The following is a 20,604-nucleotide window of genomic DNA, read 5'->3' on the forward strand; positions in this document are numbered from 1 at the left end:
ACCAGATTCCTTTTTATGTCAGTAGGGGGTAACCCATTCATGCCTGCATAAATAAATAACGCCCTGCGAACCGGAGGCAGGCAGGGCGTAAATCATTGCTTATGCATTAACCAAACAGATAACGGTTAACCAGATTTTCCAGACGTTCCTGCTGGCCGCTCTGGTGCTGAGGATTGATCTCATTTTGCTGCGCCATGCTGCTGAGGGATTCCAGAGACATCTTACCTTGCAGAATTTGCTGGCCCAGTTCGGTATTCCAGCCGGCGTAACGCTGCGCAACGTGTTTATCCAGTTCACGGCTTTCAATCATTCGTGCTGCCACTTTCAGCGCCAGCGCCATGGTGTCCATGCCGCCAATATGGCCGTAGAACAGGTCATATTTATCGGTGCTTTGACGACGAACCTTAGAGTCAAAGTTCAGGCCGCCGGTCGTGAATCCGCCCGCTTTGATGATTTCATACATGACCAGCGCATTTTCTTCAACGCTGTTTGGGAACTGATCGGTATCCCAGCCACATTGCGGATCACCACGGTTAGCATCGACAGAACCAAAGATCCCGAGCGCAATGGCGTTCGCAATTTCATGATGGAATGAGTGACCGGCAAGCGTTGCGTGGTTTGCTTCGATGTTAACTTTGATCTCTTTTTCCAGACCGAATTGTTTAAGGAAGCCGTACACCGTCGCCACATCATAATCGTACTGATGTTTGGTTGGCTCCTGCGGTTTAGGTTCGATGAGCAGCGTGCCCTGGAAGCCGATTTTGTGTTTGTGCTCAACCACCATCTGCATGAAGCGACCCAGTTGTTCGCGCTCCTGACGCAGATCGGTATTGAGCAGGGTTTCGTAACCTTCACGGCCGCCCCACAACACATAGTTTTCGCCGCCCAGTTTCTGGGTGGCATTCATGGCATTGACCACCTGCGTCGCGGCCCAGCTGTAGATTTCCGGGTTCGGGTTGGTCGCCGCACCGGCACCAAAGCGCGGGTTAGAGAAGCAGTTCGCCGTGCCCCACAGCAGTTTCACGCCGGTAGCTTCTTGTTTCTGTGCCAGAACGTCAGTCATTACCGCCAGGTTGTTAACGTATTCTTTCAGGGATGCGCCTTCCGGCGACACGTCCACGTCATGGAAGCAGTAATAAGGCACGTTCAGTTTTTTGAAGAATTCGAACGCCACATCGGCTTTGGCCTTGGCCAGTTCCAGTTCGTTACCCGGCTGCTGCCATGGGCGAACAAATGAGCCCGGGCCAAACATGTCGTTGCCGTTCCAGCAGAATGTGTGCCAGTAACAGGCTGCGAAACGCAGATGCTCAGCCATGGTTTTGCCGAGGATCACTTCTTCAGGATTGTAGTGACGAAATGCCAGCGGGTTAGTGCTGTTAGCACCTTCGTAGCGAACTGCATCCAGCTTGTCGAAATATGCGTGCATTGAAAAACTCCTTGAAAACGGGCCCAGCGGGACTGGGAGGCTGAGGCCCTATCTTCGGAGTTGTGACTTCTTCTAACAATTACGTTATTTCACACTCAATTTAATAGAATTATTAAATGTGCAGTAGATCGCATAATTAACCCCATTCATCTTGCTTTTCTCTGACTTTCGCGTGATGCCTCGATAATAAAATTACTAATCAGTGTCGAATTACAATCAAACCATGATCTTCATCAAACTTCCGGAAATAAACAAAAAATCATAATGCGGTGATTAAAATCTGCAATTGCCGATTAATTATTCAGCGACAACAATCCCTGTGTCATTTCTGTACGGTTTCTCTGTATCTGCCTCTTCTTATTCTTATAAAAGGTCTGAAAAATGAAAATGAATAAAATGATTCTTTCTGCCTGTGCTGCGTTGATATTGTTCAGCCAGACAGGCATGGCGAAAGAAATAAAAATAGGTATGGCGATTGATGACTTACGTTTAGAACGCTGGCAAAAAGACCGTGATATTTTTGTGGCTAAAGCCAAAACGCTGGGCGCCGATGTTTTTGTTCAGTCGGCAAACGGCAACGAAGAAACGCAGATGGCGCAGATCGAAAATATGATCAACCGCGGCGTCGATGTGCTGGTCATCATTCCTTATAACGGCGAAGTGCTGAGTAATGTTATCGCCGAAGCCAAGCGCGAAGGCATCAAAGTGCTGGCGTACGATCGCATGATCAACAACGCTGATATCGATTTTTACATCTCCTTTGATAACGAAAAAGTCGGGGAACTGCAGGCTCAAAGCCTGGTGGAACGCGTTCCTCAGGGCAATTACTTCCTGATGGGCGGCTCGCCGGTGGACAATAACGCCAAGCTGTTCCGCGCCGGGCAGATGAAGGTGTTAAATCCGCTGATCAAAGACGGAAAAATCAAAATCGTCGGTGACCAGTGGGCTGACGGGTGGTTGCCGGAAAATGCGCTGAAGATCATGGAAAATGCGCTGACCGCCAACAACAACAAAATTGATGCGGTGGTGGCGTCCAACGATGCCACTGCCGGCGGTGCGGTACAGGCCTTGTCTGCGCAAGGGCTGGCGGGCAAAGTGGCGATTTCCGGTCAGGACGCCGATCTGGCGGCCATCAAACGTATCGAAGCCGGAACTCAAACCATGACGGTCTACAAACCAATCACCAAACTGGCCAATGATGCGGCAGAAATTGCCGTGCAGTTAGGTAAGGGTGAAGCACCTAAATCTAATGCCACTTTAAATAACGGGAAAAAAGAAGTGCCTTCATTTTTATTAACGCCTATTCCGGTAGATAAAAATAATATTGAAAGCACGGTAGTGGCTGACGGTTTCCATAAAAAATCAGATCTTTAATTTTTCAATATTATCTATGAAAACAACACCTCTCATTGGGCGGTGTTGTTTTTATCAGGATACTGACTATGCCAGAACAATTTGAAAAATCACCGTTGCTGGAAATGCGTAATATCACTAAAAAGTTCGGCACGGTAAAAGCGGTCGATAATATTAGTCTTACACTGTCTGCCGGGGAAGTGTTATCGCTTTGTGGCGAAAATGGCTCGGGGAAATCCACATTAATGAAAGTGTTATGCGGTATTTATCCCCAGGGCACTTATGAGGGCGAAATTTATTTCGCCGGTGAACGTCTGAGCGCGAAAGGCATCCGCGACACAGAACAAAAAGGTATTGCGATTATTCATCAGGAACTGGCGCTGGTGAAACAACTGAGCGTGCTGGAAAACATGTTTCTCGGCAACGAGTGGGGCCGTTATGGCCTGCTGGACACCGATAAAATGTATCTTCGCTGCCAGCGTATGCTGGCGCAGGTGAAGCTGGATATCGACCCTCATCAGCTGGTGGGCAATCTCGGATTAGGGCAGCGTCAGTTGGTAGAAATTGCCAAAGCGCTGAATAAACAGGTGCGCCTGCTGGTGCTTGATGAACCCACCGCATCGCTGACCGAAAGTGAAACGGCCATTCTGCTGGATATCATCCGGGATCTGCGTCATCACGATATTGCCTGTATTTATATCTCCCACAAACTGACTGAAGTGAAAGCCATTTCTGACAAGCTCTGTGTGATCCGAGACGGCAGGCACATTGCCACCTGCAACGCGGCCGGTACGTCAGAAAAGGAGATCATTTCCATGATGGTCGGCCGCGAATTAACGGAGCTGTTCCCGCCACGTCACCGGCAGATCGGCGCAGAGATTTTGCGTGTTGAAAACCTGAACGCATGGCATCCGGTTAACCGTCACATCAAAAGGGTCGATAACGCCGGATTCACGTTGCGTCAGGGCGAAGTGCTGGGCGTTGCCGGGCTGGTGGGGGCAGGCAGAACCGAAATGATGGAGTGTCTGTACGGTGTCTATCCGGGGCGCTGGTCGGGGGATGTCTGGCTGGAAGGTCATCAGGTGCAGATCACCGACTGTCGTGATGCCATGCGTCGCGGGCTGGCGATGGTGCCTGAAGATCGCAAACGCGATGGCATTGTGCCGGTCATGGCCGTGGGCAGCAATATTACGCTGGCAGCGCTCAGTCAGTTCAGCAGCGGCGGTGTTTTGCGCGAGGCGCAGGAGCAATTCACCATCAGCGAATCGGTGAAACAGCTAAAAATCAAAACGTCTTCATCCGAACTGGCGATTGGACGCCTGAGCGGCGGTAACCAGCAAAAAGCCATTCTGGCGCGCTGCCTGTTACTCAAACCCAAAATCCTGATCCTCGATGAACCCACGCGCGGTATCGACGTCGGGGCAAAGCATGAAATCTACAAACTCATTGGTCAGCTGGCGGCACAGGGAATGGCGATCATCGTAATCTCCTCGGAGTTACCCGAGGTGCTGGGGCTCAGCGACCGGGTGGTGGTGATGCATCTGGGACAGGTTAAAGCCTGTCTGGACAACAACAATTTAAGTCAGGAACAGGTCATGGAAGCCGCATTGAGGAGTGAAACGCATGTCTAAATTTCCACAGCCAGGAACCCCCGCGGCTGCCACGCCGGTGGATAAGCCGGATGCCGTCTTTTCCCTGCAAAAGCTAAAAAATATTAACTTGCAGGTCTTTGTGATGCTGGCCGCCATTGCGGTAATTATTGTTTTTTTCAGCCTGACGACAGACGGCGCGTACATCAGCGCGCGAAATATTTCGAACCTGCTGCGCCAGACGGCGATCACCGGCATTTTGGCCGTCGGCATGGTTTTCGTCATTATCTCCGCAGAAATCGACCTTTCCGTCGGCTCAATGATGGGGCTGCTGGGCGGCGTGGCGGCCATTTTTGACGTCTGGCTTGGCTGGCCGCTTCCGCTGACCATTGCGGTAACACTGGTGCTTGGCCTGTTACTGGGGGCATGGAACGGCTGGTGGGTGGCATATCGCAAAGTGCCGTCATTTATCGTCACACTGGCCGGCATGCTGGCATTTCGCGGCATTCTGATTGGCATTACCAGCGGCACTACGGTGTCCCCGACCACGCCCGCGATGTCTTTAATCGGTCAGAGTTATCTGCCGGGTTCTTTCGGTTTTGGGATCGGTGCGGTGGCGCTGGCGCTGTTTATCGGCTGGCAGTGGCGCAGACGTAAACAACGCAGCGCGCTCGGGCTGCCGGTGGCGGCCGCCAGAACTGACGTGACCCGTCAGGCACTGACCGCCATTGTGGCGCTGGGGGCGATTTATCTGCTCAACGATTACCGTGGCGTACCTACGCCGGTGCTGATCCTGGTTGCGCTGATGCTTGGCGGCATGTTTATGGCGTCACGCACATCGTTCGGGCGTCGTATTTATGCTATTGGCGGCAACATTGAGGCGGCGCGGCTGTCGGGCGTGAACGTCGAACGCAGCAAGCTGGCGGTGTTTGCCATCAACGGGCTGATGGTGGCCATCGCCGGTCTTATCCTCAGTTCGCGTCTGGGTGCAGGTTCACCGTCGGCGGGTAATATCGCGGAGCTGGATGCGATCGCCGCGTGTGTTATCGGCGGTACCAGCCTGGCGGGCGGTGTTGGCAGCGTGGCCGGTGCGGTGATGGGCGCATTCATCATGGCGTCCCTGGATAATGGGATGAGCATGCTCGATGTTCCGACATTCTGGCAGTACATCGTCAAAGGCGCGATTTTGCTGCTGGCGGTATGGATGGATTCCGCGACCAAGCGTCGGGCATAAATACGGCGAGATATGCAGAATTTTCCGGCACTGACTAAGGGAAATCTGGTTTACCTCACATAATCACAATCCAGAATCTACAGTTCTTCTGCCGTTGTGTTATTCAGCAACGCAATTAGCCTTGTTCCTCCGCGTGGGGGAACAAGGCTTTAGTCAATGTAATCATCGGTGAGAAACAGGCATGTTTGAAAAACGCTACAGGATTACGCTGCTCTTTAACGCCAATAAAGTTTACGACCGTCAGGTGGTGGAAGGTGTGGGCGAATATTTGCAGGCCTCACAAAGCGACTGGGATATCTTCATCGAAGAAGATTTTCGCTGTCGTATAGATAACATCAAAGACTGGCTGGGCGACGGCGTTATTGCCGATTTCGACGATCGCGAAATAGAGACGCTGCTTGAAGATCTGAAGGTGCCCATCGTCGGCGTCGGCGGTTCGTATCACCGGGAAGAGGATTATCCGCCGGTGCATTACATCGCCACCGACAACTTCGCGCTGGTGGAAGCCGCGTTTATGCACCTGAAAGAAAAGGGCATTAATCGTTTTGCATTTTATGGTCTGCCCGATACCGGGGGGAAACGCTGGGCGCAGGAGCGCGAGCACGCGTTCAGAGCCCTGGTGGCCTCCGAGCAGTATCAGGGTGTGGTGTATCAGGGGATGGAAACCGCGCCGGAAAACTGGCAACACGCGCAGAACAGGCTGGCTGACTGGGTGCAAACCTTGCCGCAGCAAACCGGCATTATTGCGGTCACCGATGCCCGCGCGCGCCACTTATTGCAGGTCTGTGAGCACCTCAACATCCCGGTGCCGGAAAAACTCAGTGTGATCGGGATTGATAACGAAGAGCTGACGCGCTACCTCTCGCGGGTCGCGTTGTCTTCGGTGGTGCAGGGCACTCGCCAGATGGGGTACCGCGCAGCGAAGTTACTGCATCAGCTGCTTGATCAGCGCGATTTGCCGTTGCAGCGCATTTTAGTGCCGCCGGTGAAGGTGGTTGAACGCCGCTCTACCGATTTCCGTTCACTGCGTGATCCGGCGGTGATCCAGGCGATGCATTACATCCGTTACCACGCCTGTAAAGGGATCAAAGTGGAGCAGGTGCTGGATGCCATTGGCATGTCTCGCTCGAACCTGGAAAAGCGTTTCAAAGATGAAACGGGGCAGACGATCCACGGTGTTATCCACGAAGAGAAACTCGACCGCGCCCGCAATCTGCTGGCAGCGACGTCGATCTCCATTAACGAAATCTCGCAAATGTGTGGTTATCCTTCACTGCAATATTTTTATTCGGTGTTCAGAAAAGGCTATGAAATGACGCCAAAAGAATACCGCAGCATTCATGGTGAAGGCGTTTATCAGGAGAGCTGAAACAAAAGGTTTGCATAAACTGCCCCGGTGCTTAATCAGCGCCGGGGCAGGGTAGAAGTGTTTTATAGGGTAATCACGAACTGGCGGTTGCCGTGTTCAGGGGTGATCATCATCCCTTGCGCGGTGTCAGAGGCGCTGGCGAGATCGCAATGCTCTACCTGATGAATATTGCGCAGGCACAGCGTCCAGTCAGTGGCCTTACCTTCGCTGTTCAGCGTCAGCGTGTTGCCCGTACGCTGAACTTTCAGGGTAAAGACCACATTCCCTTGCAGATCCGTAATCTGACTTTCAGCAATCATACCGTCTTCCAGCTCGAACAGATGGAATTGCGGCTTCTCGCTGTAATCGTAATCCGGTTTCTGATCATTGCTCCCCAGCGCAAGCAGCGTGTTGGGACGCACATACAGCGGCAAACTGTCGAAACCATGCTGCTGACGATGCCAGCGCGAACCTTCCGCGACGTCGTTGTTCAGCAGGTGCGTCCAGCGGCCTTGCGGAAGATAGAAATCCACATCGCCTTCTTCGCTGAAGACCGGCGCAACCAGAACGTTATCGCCCAGCATGTATTGCCTGTCCAGATAGTCACACGCCGGATCTTCCGGGAACTCCAGCATCATGGCGCGCATTACCGGCGTACCCTGACTGGCGGCCTGCGCAGACGCAGGGTAGAGATACGGCATCAGGCGGCATTTGAGCTGCGTGAACTGACGTACCACATCACAGGCTTCATCATCGTAGACCCAGGGTACCCGATAGGATTTGCTGCCGTGCAGGCGGCTGTGGCTCGACAGTAATCCGAACGCGCACCAGCGTTTGTAGATATGCGCCGGCGCGGTGTTTTCGAAACCGCCGATGTCATGACTCCAGAAACCAAAACCGGACAGGCCGATCGACAGACCTCCGCGCAGGCTTTCCGCCATTGATTCGTAGGTGGCGTAGCAGTCGCCGCCCCAGTGCACCGGGAATTGCTGCGCGCCGACAGAAGCGGAGCGTGCAAACAACACGGCTTCGGATTCGCCGAGTTTTTCCTGCAGAGTTTCGTACACCAGTTTGTTGTACACAAACGCATAGTGGTTGTGCATTTTCTGCGGGTCGCAGCCGTCATGCCAGACGACGTCCGTCGGGATACGTTCGCCGAAATCGGTTTTAAAGCAATCGACGCCCATATCCACCAGGCGTTTCAGATGCCCGGCGTACCATTCACAGGCCTGCGGATTGGTGAAATCGACAATGCCCATGCCGGCTTGCCATTTGTCCCACTGCCAGACGCGGCCATCAGGACGTTTCAGCAGATAACCTTTCTCTTTGCCTTCATGGAACAGCGGGGATTTCTGGCCGATGTACGGGTTAATCCACACGCAGATTTTCAGCCCGCGCGCCTTAAGGCGTTGCAACATGCCCTGCGGGTCAGGGAAGGTCTGAGGATCCCATTCGAAATCACACCACTGGAAGGCTTTCATCCAGAAGCAGTCGAAGTGGAAGACATGCAGCGGCAGTTCACGCTCTGCCATGCCGTCGATGAAGCTGTTAACCGTGGCTTCATCATAGTTGGTGGTAAATGAAGTGGTCAGCCACAGACCGAACGACCAGGCTGGCGGCAGTGCAGGGCGGCCGGTCAGACGGGTATAGCGGTCGAGAACGTTTTTCGGCGTCGGGCCGTCGATGACGAAATACTCCAGGTATTCGCCTTCCACGCTGAACTGAACTTTAGAGACTTTTTCTGAACCGACTTCAAAAGACACACATTCCGGATGATTCACCAGCACGCCGTAGCCACGGTTGGTCAGATAAAACGGAATGTTTTTGTAGGATTGCTCAGTGCTGGTGCCGCCATCGCGGTTCCAGGTTTCAACAGTTTGACCATTTTTGACCAGCGCGGTGAAGCGCTCGCCCAGCCCGTACACGGTTTCGCCGACGCCGAGATCCAGCCGCTCCATCATGTAGGTTTTCTGGCTGTTGCCGTCCTGAACGTAACCATTAGATTTTGCCACGCTGCCGGTAATACGACGGCCATTGCGCAGGAAATCCAGCGTCCAGTTGTTGCCTTTGGTCACATGCACCGACAGCGAACCGCTGTGTAACGCGGCAAACTCGTCGTTGTCTTCAAAGCGCAATTCCGGCGTATCCGACTGAATCAGCGGATAGTGCGGGCCTTTGTCTGCTTCGCCGTCAAAGTGAGTGATGCGCACGCCAATCACGCCGGTCTGCGGCGAGAAAAATCGCAGCGTAAACATTGGCGAATCAAGCTGGCTGGCGCGTTCAGACGCGTCTTTCGGCGCGGCGTAAATCACCATCTCGTTACCCGTTCTCTGCACTTCAAACACCTGTAACGGGTGCGTGAGTGTGAGTCCGTCCTGGATTAACCAGTTACCGTCACTAATTTTCAAGGTAAAACCCTCCTTTTACACTGCTTCCAATTCATTTCATAAATTCTTGCTGATTGCGGCGGATGCCCTGCGCGACTTCGTCGATGATGCGACGCAACAGCGGGGTGCGCAGAATGTAATAGCGTTTACAGATGATGGCGCTCAGCAGGTAGCAGATTGCCGGAACCAGCGTGAACAGCGCGACAATGCTGGTCATGGTGGCGCTGTTTTGGATGGCAGCGCCGGACTGATAACCCGAGCCCGCCAGCATCCAGCCGATCATGGCACCGGCCAGTGCCAGGCCCAATTTCAGGACGAACAGGGTGCCTGCGAAGCTGATGCCGGTAAGACGTTTGCCATCATTCCATTCACCGTAATCGACGGTGTCGGACATCATTACCCATTGAATTGGCGTCACGAGTTGATGCAAAACGCCGATAACAAAGATGAAGATAAACATCAGGACGCTGCCGTTAACCGGCAGGAAGAACATGCACAGGCTGAGAACGGCCAGAATGGCATTGGTCCACCAGAAGACGCTGACTTTGCATTTCCAGTCGGTAAGCGGTTTTGCCAGCGCGCTGCCGAACAGGTTGCCGACGGAGTAAACGCCAAGGAACCAGGCGAACAGCACCGGATTGCCCAGAATGTAAGTCACGTAATACATCATTGCCCCGCCGCGTACGGCAACCGCCATGATGTTCAAAATGGTCAGCAGGCCGACAATACGCCACTGGTCGTTGTGCCAGATATCTCGCAAATCTTCGCGCATGGTGCCGGTAGGTTTGCCCGGATCGATACGTTCTTTCGTGGTGGCAAAGCAGATTGCCAGCATCACTGCCGCCACAATCGCCAGCACGGCGATCCCGCCCTGATAACCCACGGCCTGATTTTCCCCGCCGATGTAATTCACCAGCGGCATCATCAGTACGGTACTCAGCATGCCGCCTGCGGTAGCCAGTACAAAGCGGTAGGATTGCAGCGAGATGCGTTGTTCAGGATTGTTGGTGATCACCCCGCCCAGTGCGCAATACGGGATATTGACCACGGTGTACATCAGGGTCAGCAGCGTGTAAGTGATGGCCGCGTAAATCATTTTGCCGGTCATGCTCAGTTCTGGCGTGGTGTACGTAAACACGCAGACGATGCCAAACGGGATTGCGCCAAACAGCACGTATGGGCGGAATTTACCCCAGCGGGTGCGGGTACGGTCGGCCAGTAATCCCATGCAGGGGTCAGAGATCGCATCCAGTGCGCGTGCCAGCAGGAACATGGTGCCGACATATCCGGCCGGGATCCCGAAAATATCGGTGTAGAAAAACATCATGTACAACATGACATTATCAAAAATGATATGACTGGCAGCATCGCCTAATCCATAACCAATCTTTTCCTTGACTGAAAGGATTTCTGTACTCATTGCTTCAACGTCCATATGAAAAGGGAGAGTAAGGTTTTAACGGTTGGCGGGGGCTAGGGCTATTGAGATTTTTGCTTCTGAAATTATGTTTCTTTATTTCTGTGATCGCAGGGGGCAAAAGGCGGAAAGTTGAGCGGAGAACGGGTGAAAAAACCTCCCGTTTCGGGAGGTTTCAGAGGGTTATTTTTTGTACTTTGCTTCCAGCGTGGCAAACCACGGCGCGGTAAAATCTTCTGATTTTCCCCAGCCTGGAATAATTTTGCTCAATCCGGTCACGTTGATGCCGTCAGGCTGGCTTAGCAGCAGAGACTGAGGAATGGTCTGCGCCGGGAATTCATAGGTGGCTGGCGTTTTCTCACCGGCAATTTTCAGCGCCACGATGCGCAGGTTCACCGCGCCAATCAGCTGCGTATCCACCGCAGCGGTCATCTGCCACGGGCTGCCTTTTTCGCGCATCAGTTGCAGGTCCTGATTCGAGACATCAATACTGTAGAGTTTGATTTCAGTACGGCCATTTTCTTTCAGCGCTTTATAGGCACCCTGGCTGAATGCATCCCACGCACCCCAGATGGCATCAATCTGACCTTTCGGGTATTTCGCTAAAATAGCACCGACTTTGTTGGCGGTGTCGCCTTGTACGTCTGAGGACACGGCGCCGATAGATTCCAGCTGATGAATCCCCGGATTTTCTTTCAGAATCGCTTCATAGGTTTTCTGACGGCGTTCCATCGGCGGGAAACCGGCCACCCACAGTTTGACGATGTTGGCTTTGCCGTTGAAATCTTTCACCAACTGGCCGACGGAGGCTTTCGCCAGGGATGCGTCGTCCTGTCGGGTTACCGTGACGCCGGGAATATTTTCCGGTACTTCGGTATCAAATGCCGAAACGGCAATGCCCGCCGCCGCGATACGCTTGACCAGCGCCTCGGAATACGGGCCGCGTCCCTGCGAGAGAATGATGCCGTCATATTTCTGGCTGATGGCCTGATTGACGAAATCCTGGAATTTGGCGTCGTCGCCGTTACTCAGAAAAGTATCGACCTTGAAGCCGAGCGCGCGGCCTTGTTTGATGGCACCGGCCAGAAACTGGGTGGTGTTATCGTCAGAACCGAGGTTACGCACAATGGCTATACGCACCGGGCCATTATGTTGTGCAATCGCCGCCGGAACAGGGGCGGGCGTGGCATCCGCGGCGAATGCCGGGAGGGCGGAGAACAGGCTCAGTGCCAGTAAAGAGGCGGATATTCTTTTCATTATTTAACAACTCCGTCGGTGCGGCAGATGATCGCAGCGATGTCAGCATGACCCTGGGATAGTTTCGGCGCGCCAAATGGGCGTTCCGGAATGAGGATGTACAGAAGTCTGTCTGTCCAGACGTCTATTCTGTCGGAGCAGTCTACCGATATGTTAAGAAGGAGGGAATGTTTTGTTGTTATTATATTTCATCGCGGCGTTATTCCTGTTAGTTATAGGAGGAGGGCAGTCTTTGAGCAAAATCAGAGACATGGCCTAGACTAAAAGCACACACCTGAAAGATGCCCCCGGAGGAAGCCTGATGACTTATCCTTTCCGCGACACCTTACTGCCCGTTTTCGCACTGGCCCTGCTGGCCACCCACGCTAACGCGGCACCGAAAGCCCCCATCTCACCGGCGTCTGCGCGCGCAGAGGTCACTGAACTTGCCAGCGGACTGGATCACCCGTGGTCGCTGGCCTTTCTGCCAGATAATCAGGGCGCGCTGATCACCGAGCGCAGCGGGCAGATGCGCCTGTGGCAGCCTGACGGCGCAATGTCAGCCCCGCTCAAGGGTGTGCCGCGCGTGTGGGTCAGCGGGCAGGCCGGGTTATGGGACGTGCGCTTATCTCCTGACTTTGCCAAAAACCGGCGTGTCTATCTGACCTTCACTCAGCCCGGCGAGAAGGGCGAACCCCATGCGGCGCTGGGATATGGCACCTTGTCGTCTGACAATAAAAGTCTCGACGACTTTAAAGTGATCTTCGTCCAGCAGCCTGCGCTCAGCAGCGGCATCAATCTCGGCGGACGGATTGCCTTCGATGCGAAGGGCAATATCTTCATGTCCACCGGCGACAACAATCAGCGAATTAACGCCCAGCATCTCAGCCAGTTGCAGGGCAAGATTTTGCGTCTGACCCCGGAAGGGGGCGTGCCGCAGGACAACCCGTTTGTTAACGATAAGAATGCCAGGCCGGAGATCTGGACTTATGGCAACCGTAATCCGCAGAGTCTGGCCGTCAATCCGTGGACCGGCGCCTTATGGGAATCTGAGCACGGTCCGCGCGGCGGGGATGAAGTGAATCTGCCGCAGCCCGGTAACAACTATGGCTGGCCGCTGGCGACGTTTGGCATCAATTATTCCGGGCAGCCTATTCCGGAAGCGAAAGGCACCCGGATCGACGGTGCCGTTGATCCGATTTATTACTGGGAAGTCTCTCCTGCGCTGAGCGGGATGGCGTTTTATAACGCAGACCGTTTCCCGCAGTGGAAACATTCGCTGTTTATCGGCGCGCTGGCGGGGGAATCTCTGATCCGTCTGACCGTAGACGGCGATAAAGTCACCGGTGAAGAGCGGTTGCTGACAGATCGCAAGGAACGCATCCGGGAAGTGCAGACCGGGCCGGACGGCTTCGTGTATGTGCTGACGGATGAGAGTGACGGCAAATTACTGAAGATTGCGCCGGGTGCTTAACATGAAAAAGGCGGGTCGGATGACCCGCCGGTAACCCGAAGAAACGGCCTTAACTCAGCGGGATCATCACGCGTTTGATAAAGGCCGGGCGCTGCGTCAGTTGCTGATACCAGCGCTCAACGTTCGGATGCGACTGACGCTCAATGTTCAGCGAGTACCAGGAATAGGCATAAATCCCCAGCGGAATATCTCCGATCCCGAACGTTTCGCCGGAGAGCCATTTTTGCTTTGCCAGTACGGCATCGGCAATTGCCCAGTATTTCTCAAACACCTTCATGCCCGAGGCAACCAGCGCCATATCGCGCTCCGGTTCCGGAATGCGCACCAGCGTCTGATAGACCTGACGATAAGGGGCGATCAGCGAACTGCTCGCCCAGTCCAGCCATTTGTCGATACTGGCGCGATGCCGCGCATCGGCAGGCCAGAATTCCGGTTTGCCGGAACATTCGGCAAGGTAGCGAAGAATGGCATTCGATTCCCACAAGACAAAATCATCTTCCTGAAAGCAGGGCACCAGACCATTCGGGTTTAAAGCGAGATAAGCCGGGTCAGTATTCTTGCCAAAGGCGCCGCCCGCGTTGACGATGTTATACGCCAGACTCAGTTCATCCAGCATCCACAGCACTTTTTTAACGTTGGTCGAGTTTTCACGTCCCCATACGGTAATCATTCAGAACCCCTTGTTTTCAATATGAAAATACGGACTTTTTTTGATGATGACTGGCTAGAACTATAGGCCACGGCGAAGAATTATGCGAAGGGAAAAAAGTAACACTCAGCGACAGGGTGTAGCCGCCGCTGAGTGCGGGAAGGGCAGGTTAGCGTTGTAACTTCTGCGCTTTAAACAGGGAAATGACGCTGAGCAGTGCGACAACCATCAGGTAATAACCCGGTGCCAGACTGCTGCCGGTGGCGGAAATCAGCAGCGTACAGATGAACGGTGCAAAGCCGCCAAACACGGTTACGGCAACGTTGTAGCTGATAGCCATACCGCTTGCGCGGGTGGTGATCGGGAACAGATCCGCCATCATCGACGGAACGGCGGAGAAATACACCGATTTGAGCAGCGCCAGCCAGCTGATAAGCAACAGCAGTGACAGCGCGGAAGTGTATTCCAGCATCAGCCAGAATGCCGGGTAAATGGTGATCAGCAACAGCACCAGTGAGCCCCACATCAGCGGCAGACGCCCCACTTTTTCAGCCCATAATCCCATCAGCGGCGTCACCACCGTCAGAATTATCCCGGCAGACAGCGTCGCGGTAAACCCGGCCGACGCGGGCAGATGCAGCGTTTTAGTGGCATACGTCGGCACATAGTTCAGCATGTAGTTAATGGCCGTTGACACGACCATCAGCCCGATGGCGATGAAAAACAGGCCTTTCTGCGCCCGGACGATCTCTTTCAGCGGAGACGCGGATTTCTCGGCAGTGCGGAAGCTTTCCGACTCTTTGATGTGACGGCGGATGTACAACCCGACCGGGCCAATCAGCAGGCCGAAGATAAACGGAATACGCCATCCCCAGTCCTGCAACTGAGTTTCGGTCAGGATGGCAGACAATCCCAGGCCAAATGCCGACGCCAGTAACGTACTCGCGCCCTGGGTGGCAAACTGCCAGCTGGCGATGAAGGCTTTACGCTCGGGGAAATGTTCCACCAGAAATGCCGTGGAGCTGCCGAACTCGCCGCCTGCGGAGAAGCCCTGAATCAGGCGTGCGGCCAGGATAAGCAGCGGTGCTGCCATGCCGATGGTGCCGTAAGACGGCGTGACCACAATGATCAGACCGCCGATCATCATCAGGCTGATGGACATCAGTAACGATGCTTTTCGCCCGTGTTTATCGGCGTAAGCCCCCAGCACAATCGCACCCAGCGGGCGGATCAGGAAGGAAACGCCGAAGCTGCCAAAGGTCAGCAGCAGCGAGACGGTCGGATCTGAGGTCGGAAAATAGGCGTGGGCGATATAGCTGGCGAAAAAGCCGTAAATCGCGATATCGAACCACTCCAGCGCATTGCCGATACAGGTGGCAAACAACGTTTTCATCAGATTCGGCTTTTCTGCCGTTCCGTTAAGCGGGGTTGAAGATGCAGTTATCTGGCTCATTGAACAACTCCGGCTTGCGCGTTGTGATGTGCGTGATGTTGACTGAGCAGGGCTGTGCCCCTTTCGCCCAGATCCCATAACAGGTGGGTCATGATCGCCAGCCCTTCACGGGCAACCGAAATCAGCATGTGTTCGTTGACGCCGTGCTGCCCGCAGGCCGGATAGGAGTGCGGTACCCACAAGGTCGGCAGGCCGAGGATATCGGCGAACACATCGTTAGGCAGCGAACCGCCCAGATTCGGTAACAGCGCCGGTTTTTTGCCGGTTGTCTGTTGCATGATGTCCAGCGCCCAGTCCACCAGCGGATCAGTCGGATCAAAGCGCGTTGCCGGGGAGCCGCGCATAAATTCCACCTCTACCTGTGGAAAGCCCCTGGCGTCCAGATGCGCACGAACGTGTTCCGCCAGATGCTGCCAGTCGGTACCGACCACAAAGCGCAACTGACACACCGCGGTGGCATGGCCGGGAATGGCATTCATCGGGCGCTGTGGATTGCCGGTCAGGAATGACAACACTTCCAGCTGATTCCACGCGTAGAGACGTTCGGTAGGTGTCAGCCCTTCTTCGCCCCAGTCAGGATCGATCTGCGGATCGTTTTCGCCGCCACCGGCCTCAACGTCGCTGAGAATGTCGCGAATGGCTTCGCTGACCGCAGGCGGTTTCAGCGCCGCGACCTGTAACTGACCGTGCTGGTTCACCAGACACGCCAGCGCGTTGGCCAGCTGCGTGCCCGGATTGGTCAGCAGACCACCCCAGTTCCCGGAGTGATAGGCGTTGTCACGCGCATTTACGGTCAGACGGAAATTGACGGCGCCGCGTGAGCCGAGGAACAGGGTCGGACGGACGGCGTTGAGACGCGGCCCGTCAGAGGCGAGGAAAATATCTGCGCTCAGTGGTTCTTTATAGTTGCGGCAAAGTTCTGCCAGACCCGGCGAACTGATTTCTTCGCCCATTTCGAACAGCAGCTTGCAGTTAAAGCCCAGACGCCCGCCGCGTGCTTTGAAGATTTGCTCCAGCGCCGCGATATTAATGCTGTGCTGGCCTTTGTTATCCGCTGTGCCGCGCCCGTACCAGCGGTCACCTTCTTCTTTCAGTGCCCAGGGCGAGAGATCGCTGCGCCAGTTTTCATCGTCCCCGAACACCACATCGCCATGACCGTAGCTGAGGACGGTGGGCAGCGCGCTGTCTTCAATACGGGTTGCGATAAGAAAAGGCCGGTTGGCGGCGTGAGGATTATCAACGCTGAGCAGCGTGAAGCCCATCGCAGATAACGCCGGTTTAATCTCTTCATCGAGGTAACGGGCCAGTTCATCATCCCGCTGATTACTCTGGCTTTCCGTGGCTATCGCCACTCTGCGCGCCAGAATGCGCTGGTATTCACCCTGATCAAACCAGGCTAACGCCTGTTCAACGATATTTTCCGCTGTCATGAGGAACCTGCTTATTGTGTGTTTGTGATCTTATTGTTGGTTTTTTTAGCAGTTTCACTCTAAGCGCTGCGTAAGCGTTGCCACAATAATAATAATTGCAAGTTAGCGTTGCTTTTATTGTAATGCTCGTCTGCACACTTATGAGGCAACTCCACCATGCAAAGCGCTGAGATCCGTTATTTTCTCGCCGTCGCCAATACCGGTTCGCTGAGTGGCGCCAGCAAACAACTTTTTGTGGCGGTGTCGGCCATCAGCCGCCAGATCCAGCGCCTTGAGGAGCGGATCGGTGCGCCGCTGTTTGAGCGGCACGCGCGCGGAATGGTGCTTAACGACGCCGGCCAGATCCTGGAAAACCATGTGCGCAAAAGCATGATGGATATGGAACACGCCATTGCCGAAATTCAGGGGCTGAATGCGGTGCGGCGCACGGTGATCCGCATGGCCTGTACCGACGGTCTGGCGTTTGATTTGCTGCCGCAGCTTTTTTCACGTTTTCGCGTTATTAATCCGGGCGTGATGTTTTATCTGAATGTGGGAACGGCGGGGGATGTCTCGGAGATGATCCATAGCGGTGACGTAGATCTGGCATTACAGTTCAGCCTGGTGGCGGAGCGCGGCGTGGATATCATGGCGTCCTTTCCCGCACCGGTGCGCATGGTGATGCGCCAGAACCACCCGCTGGCCGGAGGCGACCTGCAACTGACCGATCTGCATCCTTATCCGCTGGCCATGAATGAGCAGGGCAGCACCATCCGCCAGCTGTTTGATCTGTCCTGCCGGATGAGCGGCATTTTCCTTGAGCCTGCGGTCAGCTGTAACCGGTTTTCGACGCTGTACGATTTTATGGTGCAAACGCCGGGCGCGATCGTGGCGTGCAGCCATTTTTCCATCATGTACAAAGCCCGGCGCGACAACCTGCGGGTTAAATCCGTCAACATCGAACAACTCAGCCAGCGCACATTGCAGCTGCAAACGCCGGCAGGGAAAAAACACTCTGCCGCTGTGGGTCAGTTTATCGATTTTATCCGGGACGAAGTGGCGCGTGAGAGCGAGGCGTTTATTCGTGATTTTAATGTCTGATTTGCGAGGCAGCGTGCAAAACCCTGACGCCCTGCTGGCAGTAAGGCGTTTATAGTTATAGATATTTTATATATTAGTTTGTTTATAAATAGCCTTTGATAATGTGCCAGCCCATGCCGGGAGGCGCCTGAACCGGCCAGAAACGGAGAGGCGCGTGCCGGAAATCTCATCTAATCTTAAGATCTTTACACTATTTAGGTTTATTCCAGCCCCGGAAAGCAGTAGTTTTTACACCTGCAGACTTGCACAATCTGATTGAAAGATAAGATAAATTTCAGTTACCCGGACAAAAGCCCTGATACCTATGACAATTTCTTCCCAATTCAAACGGACTTTCATTTACGCGCTGGGCGGTGGAGTAATGCTGCTGGCGCTTCCCGCCGCTCAGGCGGACACCGCCCCGGTAGCCCCTCAGGTCAATGCAAAATCCTGGGTGCTGATGGATTACAACAGCGGGAAGATCCTCGCACAGTCTAATCCTGACGCACGTCTCGACCCGGCAAGCCTGAGTAAAATCATGGTCAGTTATGTGGTCGGGCAGGCGATTAAATCCGGAAAAATCAAATCAGACGATCTGGTTTCCGTCGGTAACGATGCCTGGGCGACCGGTAATCCGGTGCTGCGCGGCTCTTCCCTGATGTTCCTGAAACCGGGCGACCGCGTGCCGGTTTCAGAACTGAATAAAGGCATTGTGATCCAGTCCGGTAACGACGCCAGCATCGCGCTGGCGGATTACGTAGCGGGCAGCCAGGATTCCTTCGTTAATCTGATGAACCGGTACGCTGAGCAGCTGAAACTGCAAAATACCCATTTCAAAACGGTGCACGGGCTGGATGCTGACGGGCAATACACGTCGGCCACCGACATGGCGCTGCTCTCGCAGGCGCTGATCCGGGATACGCCGGAAGAATATGCGCTGCATAAAGAAAAAGAATTCACCTTCAATCACATCAAGCAGATTAACCGTAACCGCCTGCTGTGGAGCACCAACCTGAACGTGGACGGTATCAAAACCGGTTACACCTCCGGCGCGGGCTATAATCTGGTGTCTTCGGCGAGTGACGCTAACGGGATGCGCCTGATTGCCGTGGTGATGGGCGCGCCGAGCGACCGTATCCGCTTCAATGAAAGTGAAAGCCTGCTGACCTGGGGCTTCCGCTTTTATGAAACGCTGACGCCGATCAAAGCCGGTGATGCCTTTACCAGCCAGCGTGTCTGGTTCGGTGATGAAAAAATGGTGCCGTTGGGCGTCGCGGAAAATGCGTCACTGACCATGCCGAAGGGCCAGCTGAAAAACCTGAAAGCCAGCTTCCACCTGACCACGCCTCAGCTCGAAGCGCCGCTGGCGAAAAATCAGGTGGTCGGTACGGTTGATTTCAGTCTGGACGGAAAAGTCATCGATCAGCACCCGCTGGTTGCCTTGCAGGAAGTGAAAGAAGGCGGTTTCTTCAGCCGCATCTGGGACTTCGTGATGATGAAAATCAGCGGACTGTACAGCAGCGTTTTCGGTAAGTAATGACCGTAGCGCAATAAAAAAGCGAGGCTCATGTGGCCTCGCTTTTTTTTGTCCGTCGAACAGGTTTTGTCTGTCAGCCGCGTACCCAGCCTTTGCGGATCGGGAAGGCAAAGCCGAAACGGTAAATCTTACACATCAGCGCGTTAATCTGCTCGCCGAACAGATTCCAGACCAGCTGTGAGAACAGGCAGCCGAGCATGCCGACCAGGAATCCACCGAGCATATCCAGCGGCCAGTGCACGCCCAGATACACCCGTGACCAGGCGATGCTTACCGCCGTGACCATCAGCAACGCGCCGGACCACAGACGATGCCAGAACAGGAAGGCCAGCGCGAAGGTGAAGATCGCCGTACCGTGATCGCTCGGGAAAGAGTCGTCAGGGGAGTGATGCAGGAAGTTATAGCCAAACCCCTCCACAAACGGGCGCGCGTGCGGGAAGAGTTCAGACAGCGCCTTGGCCGTCGACATAGCGAACAACAGCGCAATGGCGGTTTTGCTGACCAGCTCACGTTGCTGACCGATATGCTCGCGATGCCCCCACAGCCACAAACCTATAATCAACAGAGGGACGATCATAATCAGATCATCCGCCAGAAATATTGCCAGTTTAATCAGTGCTTGCGGCGAAGCCGGTGTGGCGTTAATCCATAAAAAAAGCAGATGGTTCAACTGCTCCATAAACATACCCTCATCAAAAAAAGGCCAAAAAAGCCCTAAAAATGTGCCAGTAAATCACTGACAACACATCTAAAAGTGGGTTCCACGATAGTTTATGCTGCCGTGAAGATATAGGGGGGATCGTCTGAATATCAAACTCATTGACGTGCCGTATAGTTTCCCGATGCCGGTGATTCTATGAGCGGGAATTAATGAAACCTTAAGCAGGCCGGAAACCCTGACTAACGTAAATGTTTTGCGTCATGGGAATGACTCCTATAAAAATACGGCTTATTGCCCGTCAATTTTGGCGTGAACCGCATACAGACAAGCAGATAAGGGAGAGTAACCTGA

General features: G+C 54.1%; 15 protein-coding genes. 7 read left to right on the forward strand and 8 right to left on the reverse strand.

The features are described from left to right. Positions 1-106: 106 nt before the first annotated feature. Positions 107-1,426, reverse strand: coding sequence for a xylose isomerase (gene xylA / locus ED901_RS04360; RefSeq protein WP_056769763.1), 1,320 nt, complete (start codon positions 1,424-1,426; stop codon positions 107-109). A gap of 381 nt (positions 1,427-1,807) precedes the next feature. Between xylA and xylF the strand changes: the two genes are divergently transcribed. The 4 genes from xylF (at position 1,808) to xylR (ending at position 6,971) form a co-directional block, all read left to right on the forward strand. Further along, positions 1,808-2,800, forward strand: a complete 993-nt coding sequence (xylF, locus tag ED901_RS04365; RefSeq protein ID WP_056769764.1) for a D-xylose ABC transporter substrate-binding protein — start codon at positions 1,808-1,810, stop codon at positions 2,798-2,800. Between the two features lie 68 nt (positions 2,801-2,868). Then, on the forward strand, positions 2,869-4,410 hold the full coding sequence (locus ED901_RS04370) for a xylose ABC transporter ATP-binding protein (RefSeq protein WP_122095007.1): 1,542 nt from the start codon (positions 2,869-2,871) through the stop codon (positions 4,408-4,410). Then, on the forward strand, positions 4,403-5,602 hold the full coding sequence (gene xylH, locus ED901_RS04375) for a xylose ABC transporter permease XylH (protein ID WP_122095009.1): 1,200 nt from the start codon (positions 4,403-4,405) through the stop codon (positions 5,600-5,602). The genes ED901_RS04370 and xylH overlap by 8 nt, the downstream gene beginning before the upstream one ends. A gap of 181 nt (positions 5,603-5,783) precedes the next feature. Continuing rightward, positions 5,784-6,971 carry a D-xylose utilization transcriptional activator XylR gene (gene xylR / locus ED901_RS04380; RefSeq protein WP_056769768.1) on the forward strand — a complete coding sequence of 396 codons (1,188 nt, stop codon included), beginning with the start codon at positions 5,784-5,786 and terminating at the stop codon, positions 6,969-6,971. A gap of 62 nt (positions 6,972-7,033) precedes the next feature. On the opposite strand, the gene yicI is transcribed toward xylR, so the two are convergent. The 3 genes from yicI to ED901_RS04395 all read right to left on the reverse strand — a co-directional run bounded on the left by yicI (position 7,034) and on the right by ED901_RS04395 (position 12,011). Then, a complete protein-coding gene (gene yicI / locus ED901_RS04385; RefSeq protein ID WP_122095011.1) occupies positions 7,034-9,358 on the reverse strand; it encodes an alpha-xylosidase in 2,325 nt (774 codons plus the stop codon). Positions 9,359-9,389: 31 nt separating this feature from the next. After that, positions 9,390-10,757 carry a glycoside-pentoside-hexuronide family transporter gene (locus ED901_RS04390; RefSeq protein WP_056769772.1) on the reverse strand — a complete coding sequence of 456 codons (1,368 nt, stop codon included), beginning with the start codon at positions 10,755-10,757 and terminating at the stop codon, positions 9,390-9,392. 180 nt (positions 10,758-10,937) lie between these two features. Beyond that, positions 10,938-12,011 (reverse strand): sugar ABC transporter substrate-binding protein, encoded by a 1,074-nt coding sequence (locus ED901_RS04395; protein WP_056769774.1) that lies wholly within the window; start codon positions 12,009-12,011, stop codon positions 10,938-10,940. Positions 12,012-12,312: 301 nt separating this feature from the next. On the opposite strand from ED901_RS04395, the gene ED901_RS04400 reads away from it, so the two are divergent. Continuing rightward, on the forward strand, positions 12,313-13,464 hold the full coding sequence (locus ED901_RS04400; RefSeq protein ID WP_122095013.1) for a PQQ-dependent sugar dehydrogenase: 1,152 nt from the start codon (positions 12,313-12,315) through the stop codon (positions 13,462-13,464). A 49-nt stretch (positions 13,465-13,513) separates the two neighbouring features. Here ED901_RS04400 and ED901_RS04405 read toward each other — a convergent pair whose 3' ends face one another. From ED901_RS04405 to ED901_RS04415, 3 genes are all read right to left on the reverse strand, one after another. Next, positions 13,514-14,134: a glutathione S-transferase family protein gene (locus tag ED901_RS04405; protein WP_122095015.1), complete on the reverse strand. Its 621-nt coding sequence runs from the start codon at positions 14,132-14,134 to the stop codon at positions 13,514-13,516. Between the two features lie 148 nt (positions 14,135-14,282). Then, positions 14,283-15,566 carry an MFS transporter gene (locus tag ED901_RS04410; RefSeq protein WP_056769779.1) on the reverse strand — a complete coding sequence of 428 codons (1,284 nt, stop codon included), beginning with the start codon at positions 15,564-15,566 and terminating at the stop codon, positions 14,283-14,285. Further along, positions 15,563-16,996, reverse strand: a complete 1,434-nt coding sequence (locus ED901_RS04415) for a M20 family metallopeptidase (protein ID WP_122095016.1) — start codon at positions 16,994-16,996, stop codon at positions 15,563-15,565. Before ED901_RS04415 ends, ED901_RS04410 begins: the two co-directional genes overlap by 4 nt. 156 nt (positions 16,997-17,152) lie before the next feature. On the opposite strand from ED901_RS04415, the gene ED901_RS04420 reads away from it, so the two are divergent. Both ED901_RS04420 and ED901_RS04425 read left to right on the forward strand, forming a co-directional pair. Beyond that, positions 17,153-18,076 carry a LysR family transcriptional regulator gene (locus ED901_RS04420; RefSeq protein ID WP_056769786.1) on the forward strand — a complete coding sequence of 308 codons (924 nt, stop codon included), beginning with the start codon at positions 17,153-17,155 and terminating at the stop codon, positions 18,074-18,076. 304 nt (positions 18,077-18,380) lie between these two features. Continuing rightward, positions 18,381-19,592, forward strand: coding sequence for a serine hydrolase (locus tag ED901_RS04425; RefSeq protein ID WP_056769787.1), 1,212 nt, complete (start codon positions 18,381-18,383; stop codon positions 19,590-19,592). A 73-nt stretch (positions 19,593-19,665) separates the two neighbouring features. Here ED901_RS04425 and ybjG read toward each other — a convergent pair whose 3' ends face one another. Then, on the reverse strand, positions 19,666-20,271 hold the full coding sequence (gene ybjG / locus ED901_RS04430) for an undecaprenyl-diphosphate phosphatase (protein WP_122095018.1): 606 nt from the start codon (positions 20,269-20,271) through the stop codon (positions 19,666-19,668). Positions 20,272-20,604 lie beyond the last annotated feature (333 nt).

The sequence above is a fragment of the Rahnella sp. Larv3_ips genome, from assembly GCF_003697865.1.
In the GTDB taxonomy this organism is placed as follows: Bacteria; Pseudomonadota; Gammaproteobacteria; order Enterobacterales; family Enterobacteriaceae; genus Rahnella; species Rahnella rivi.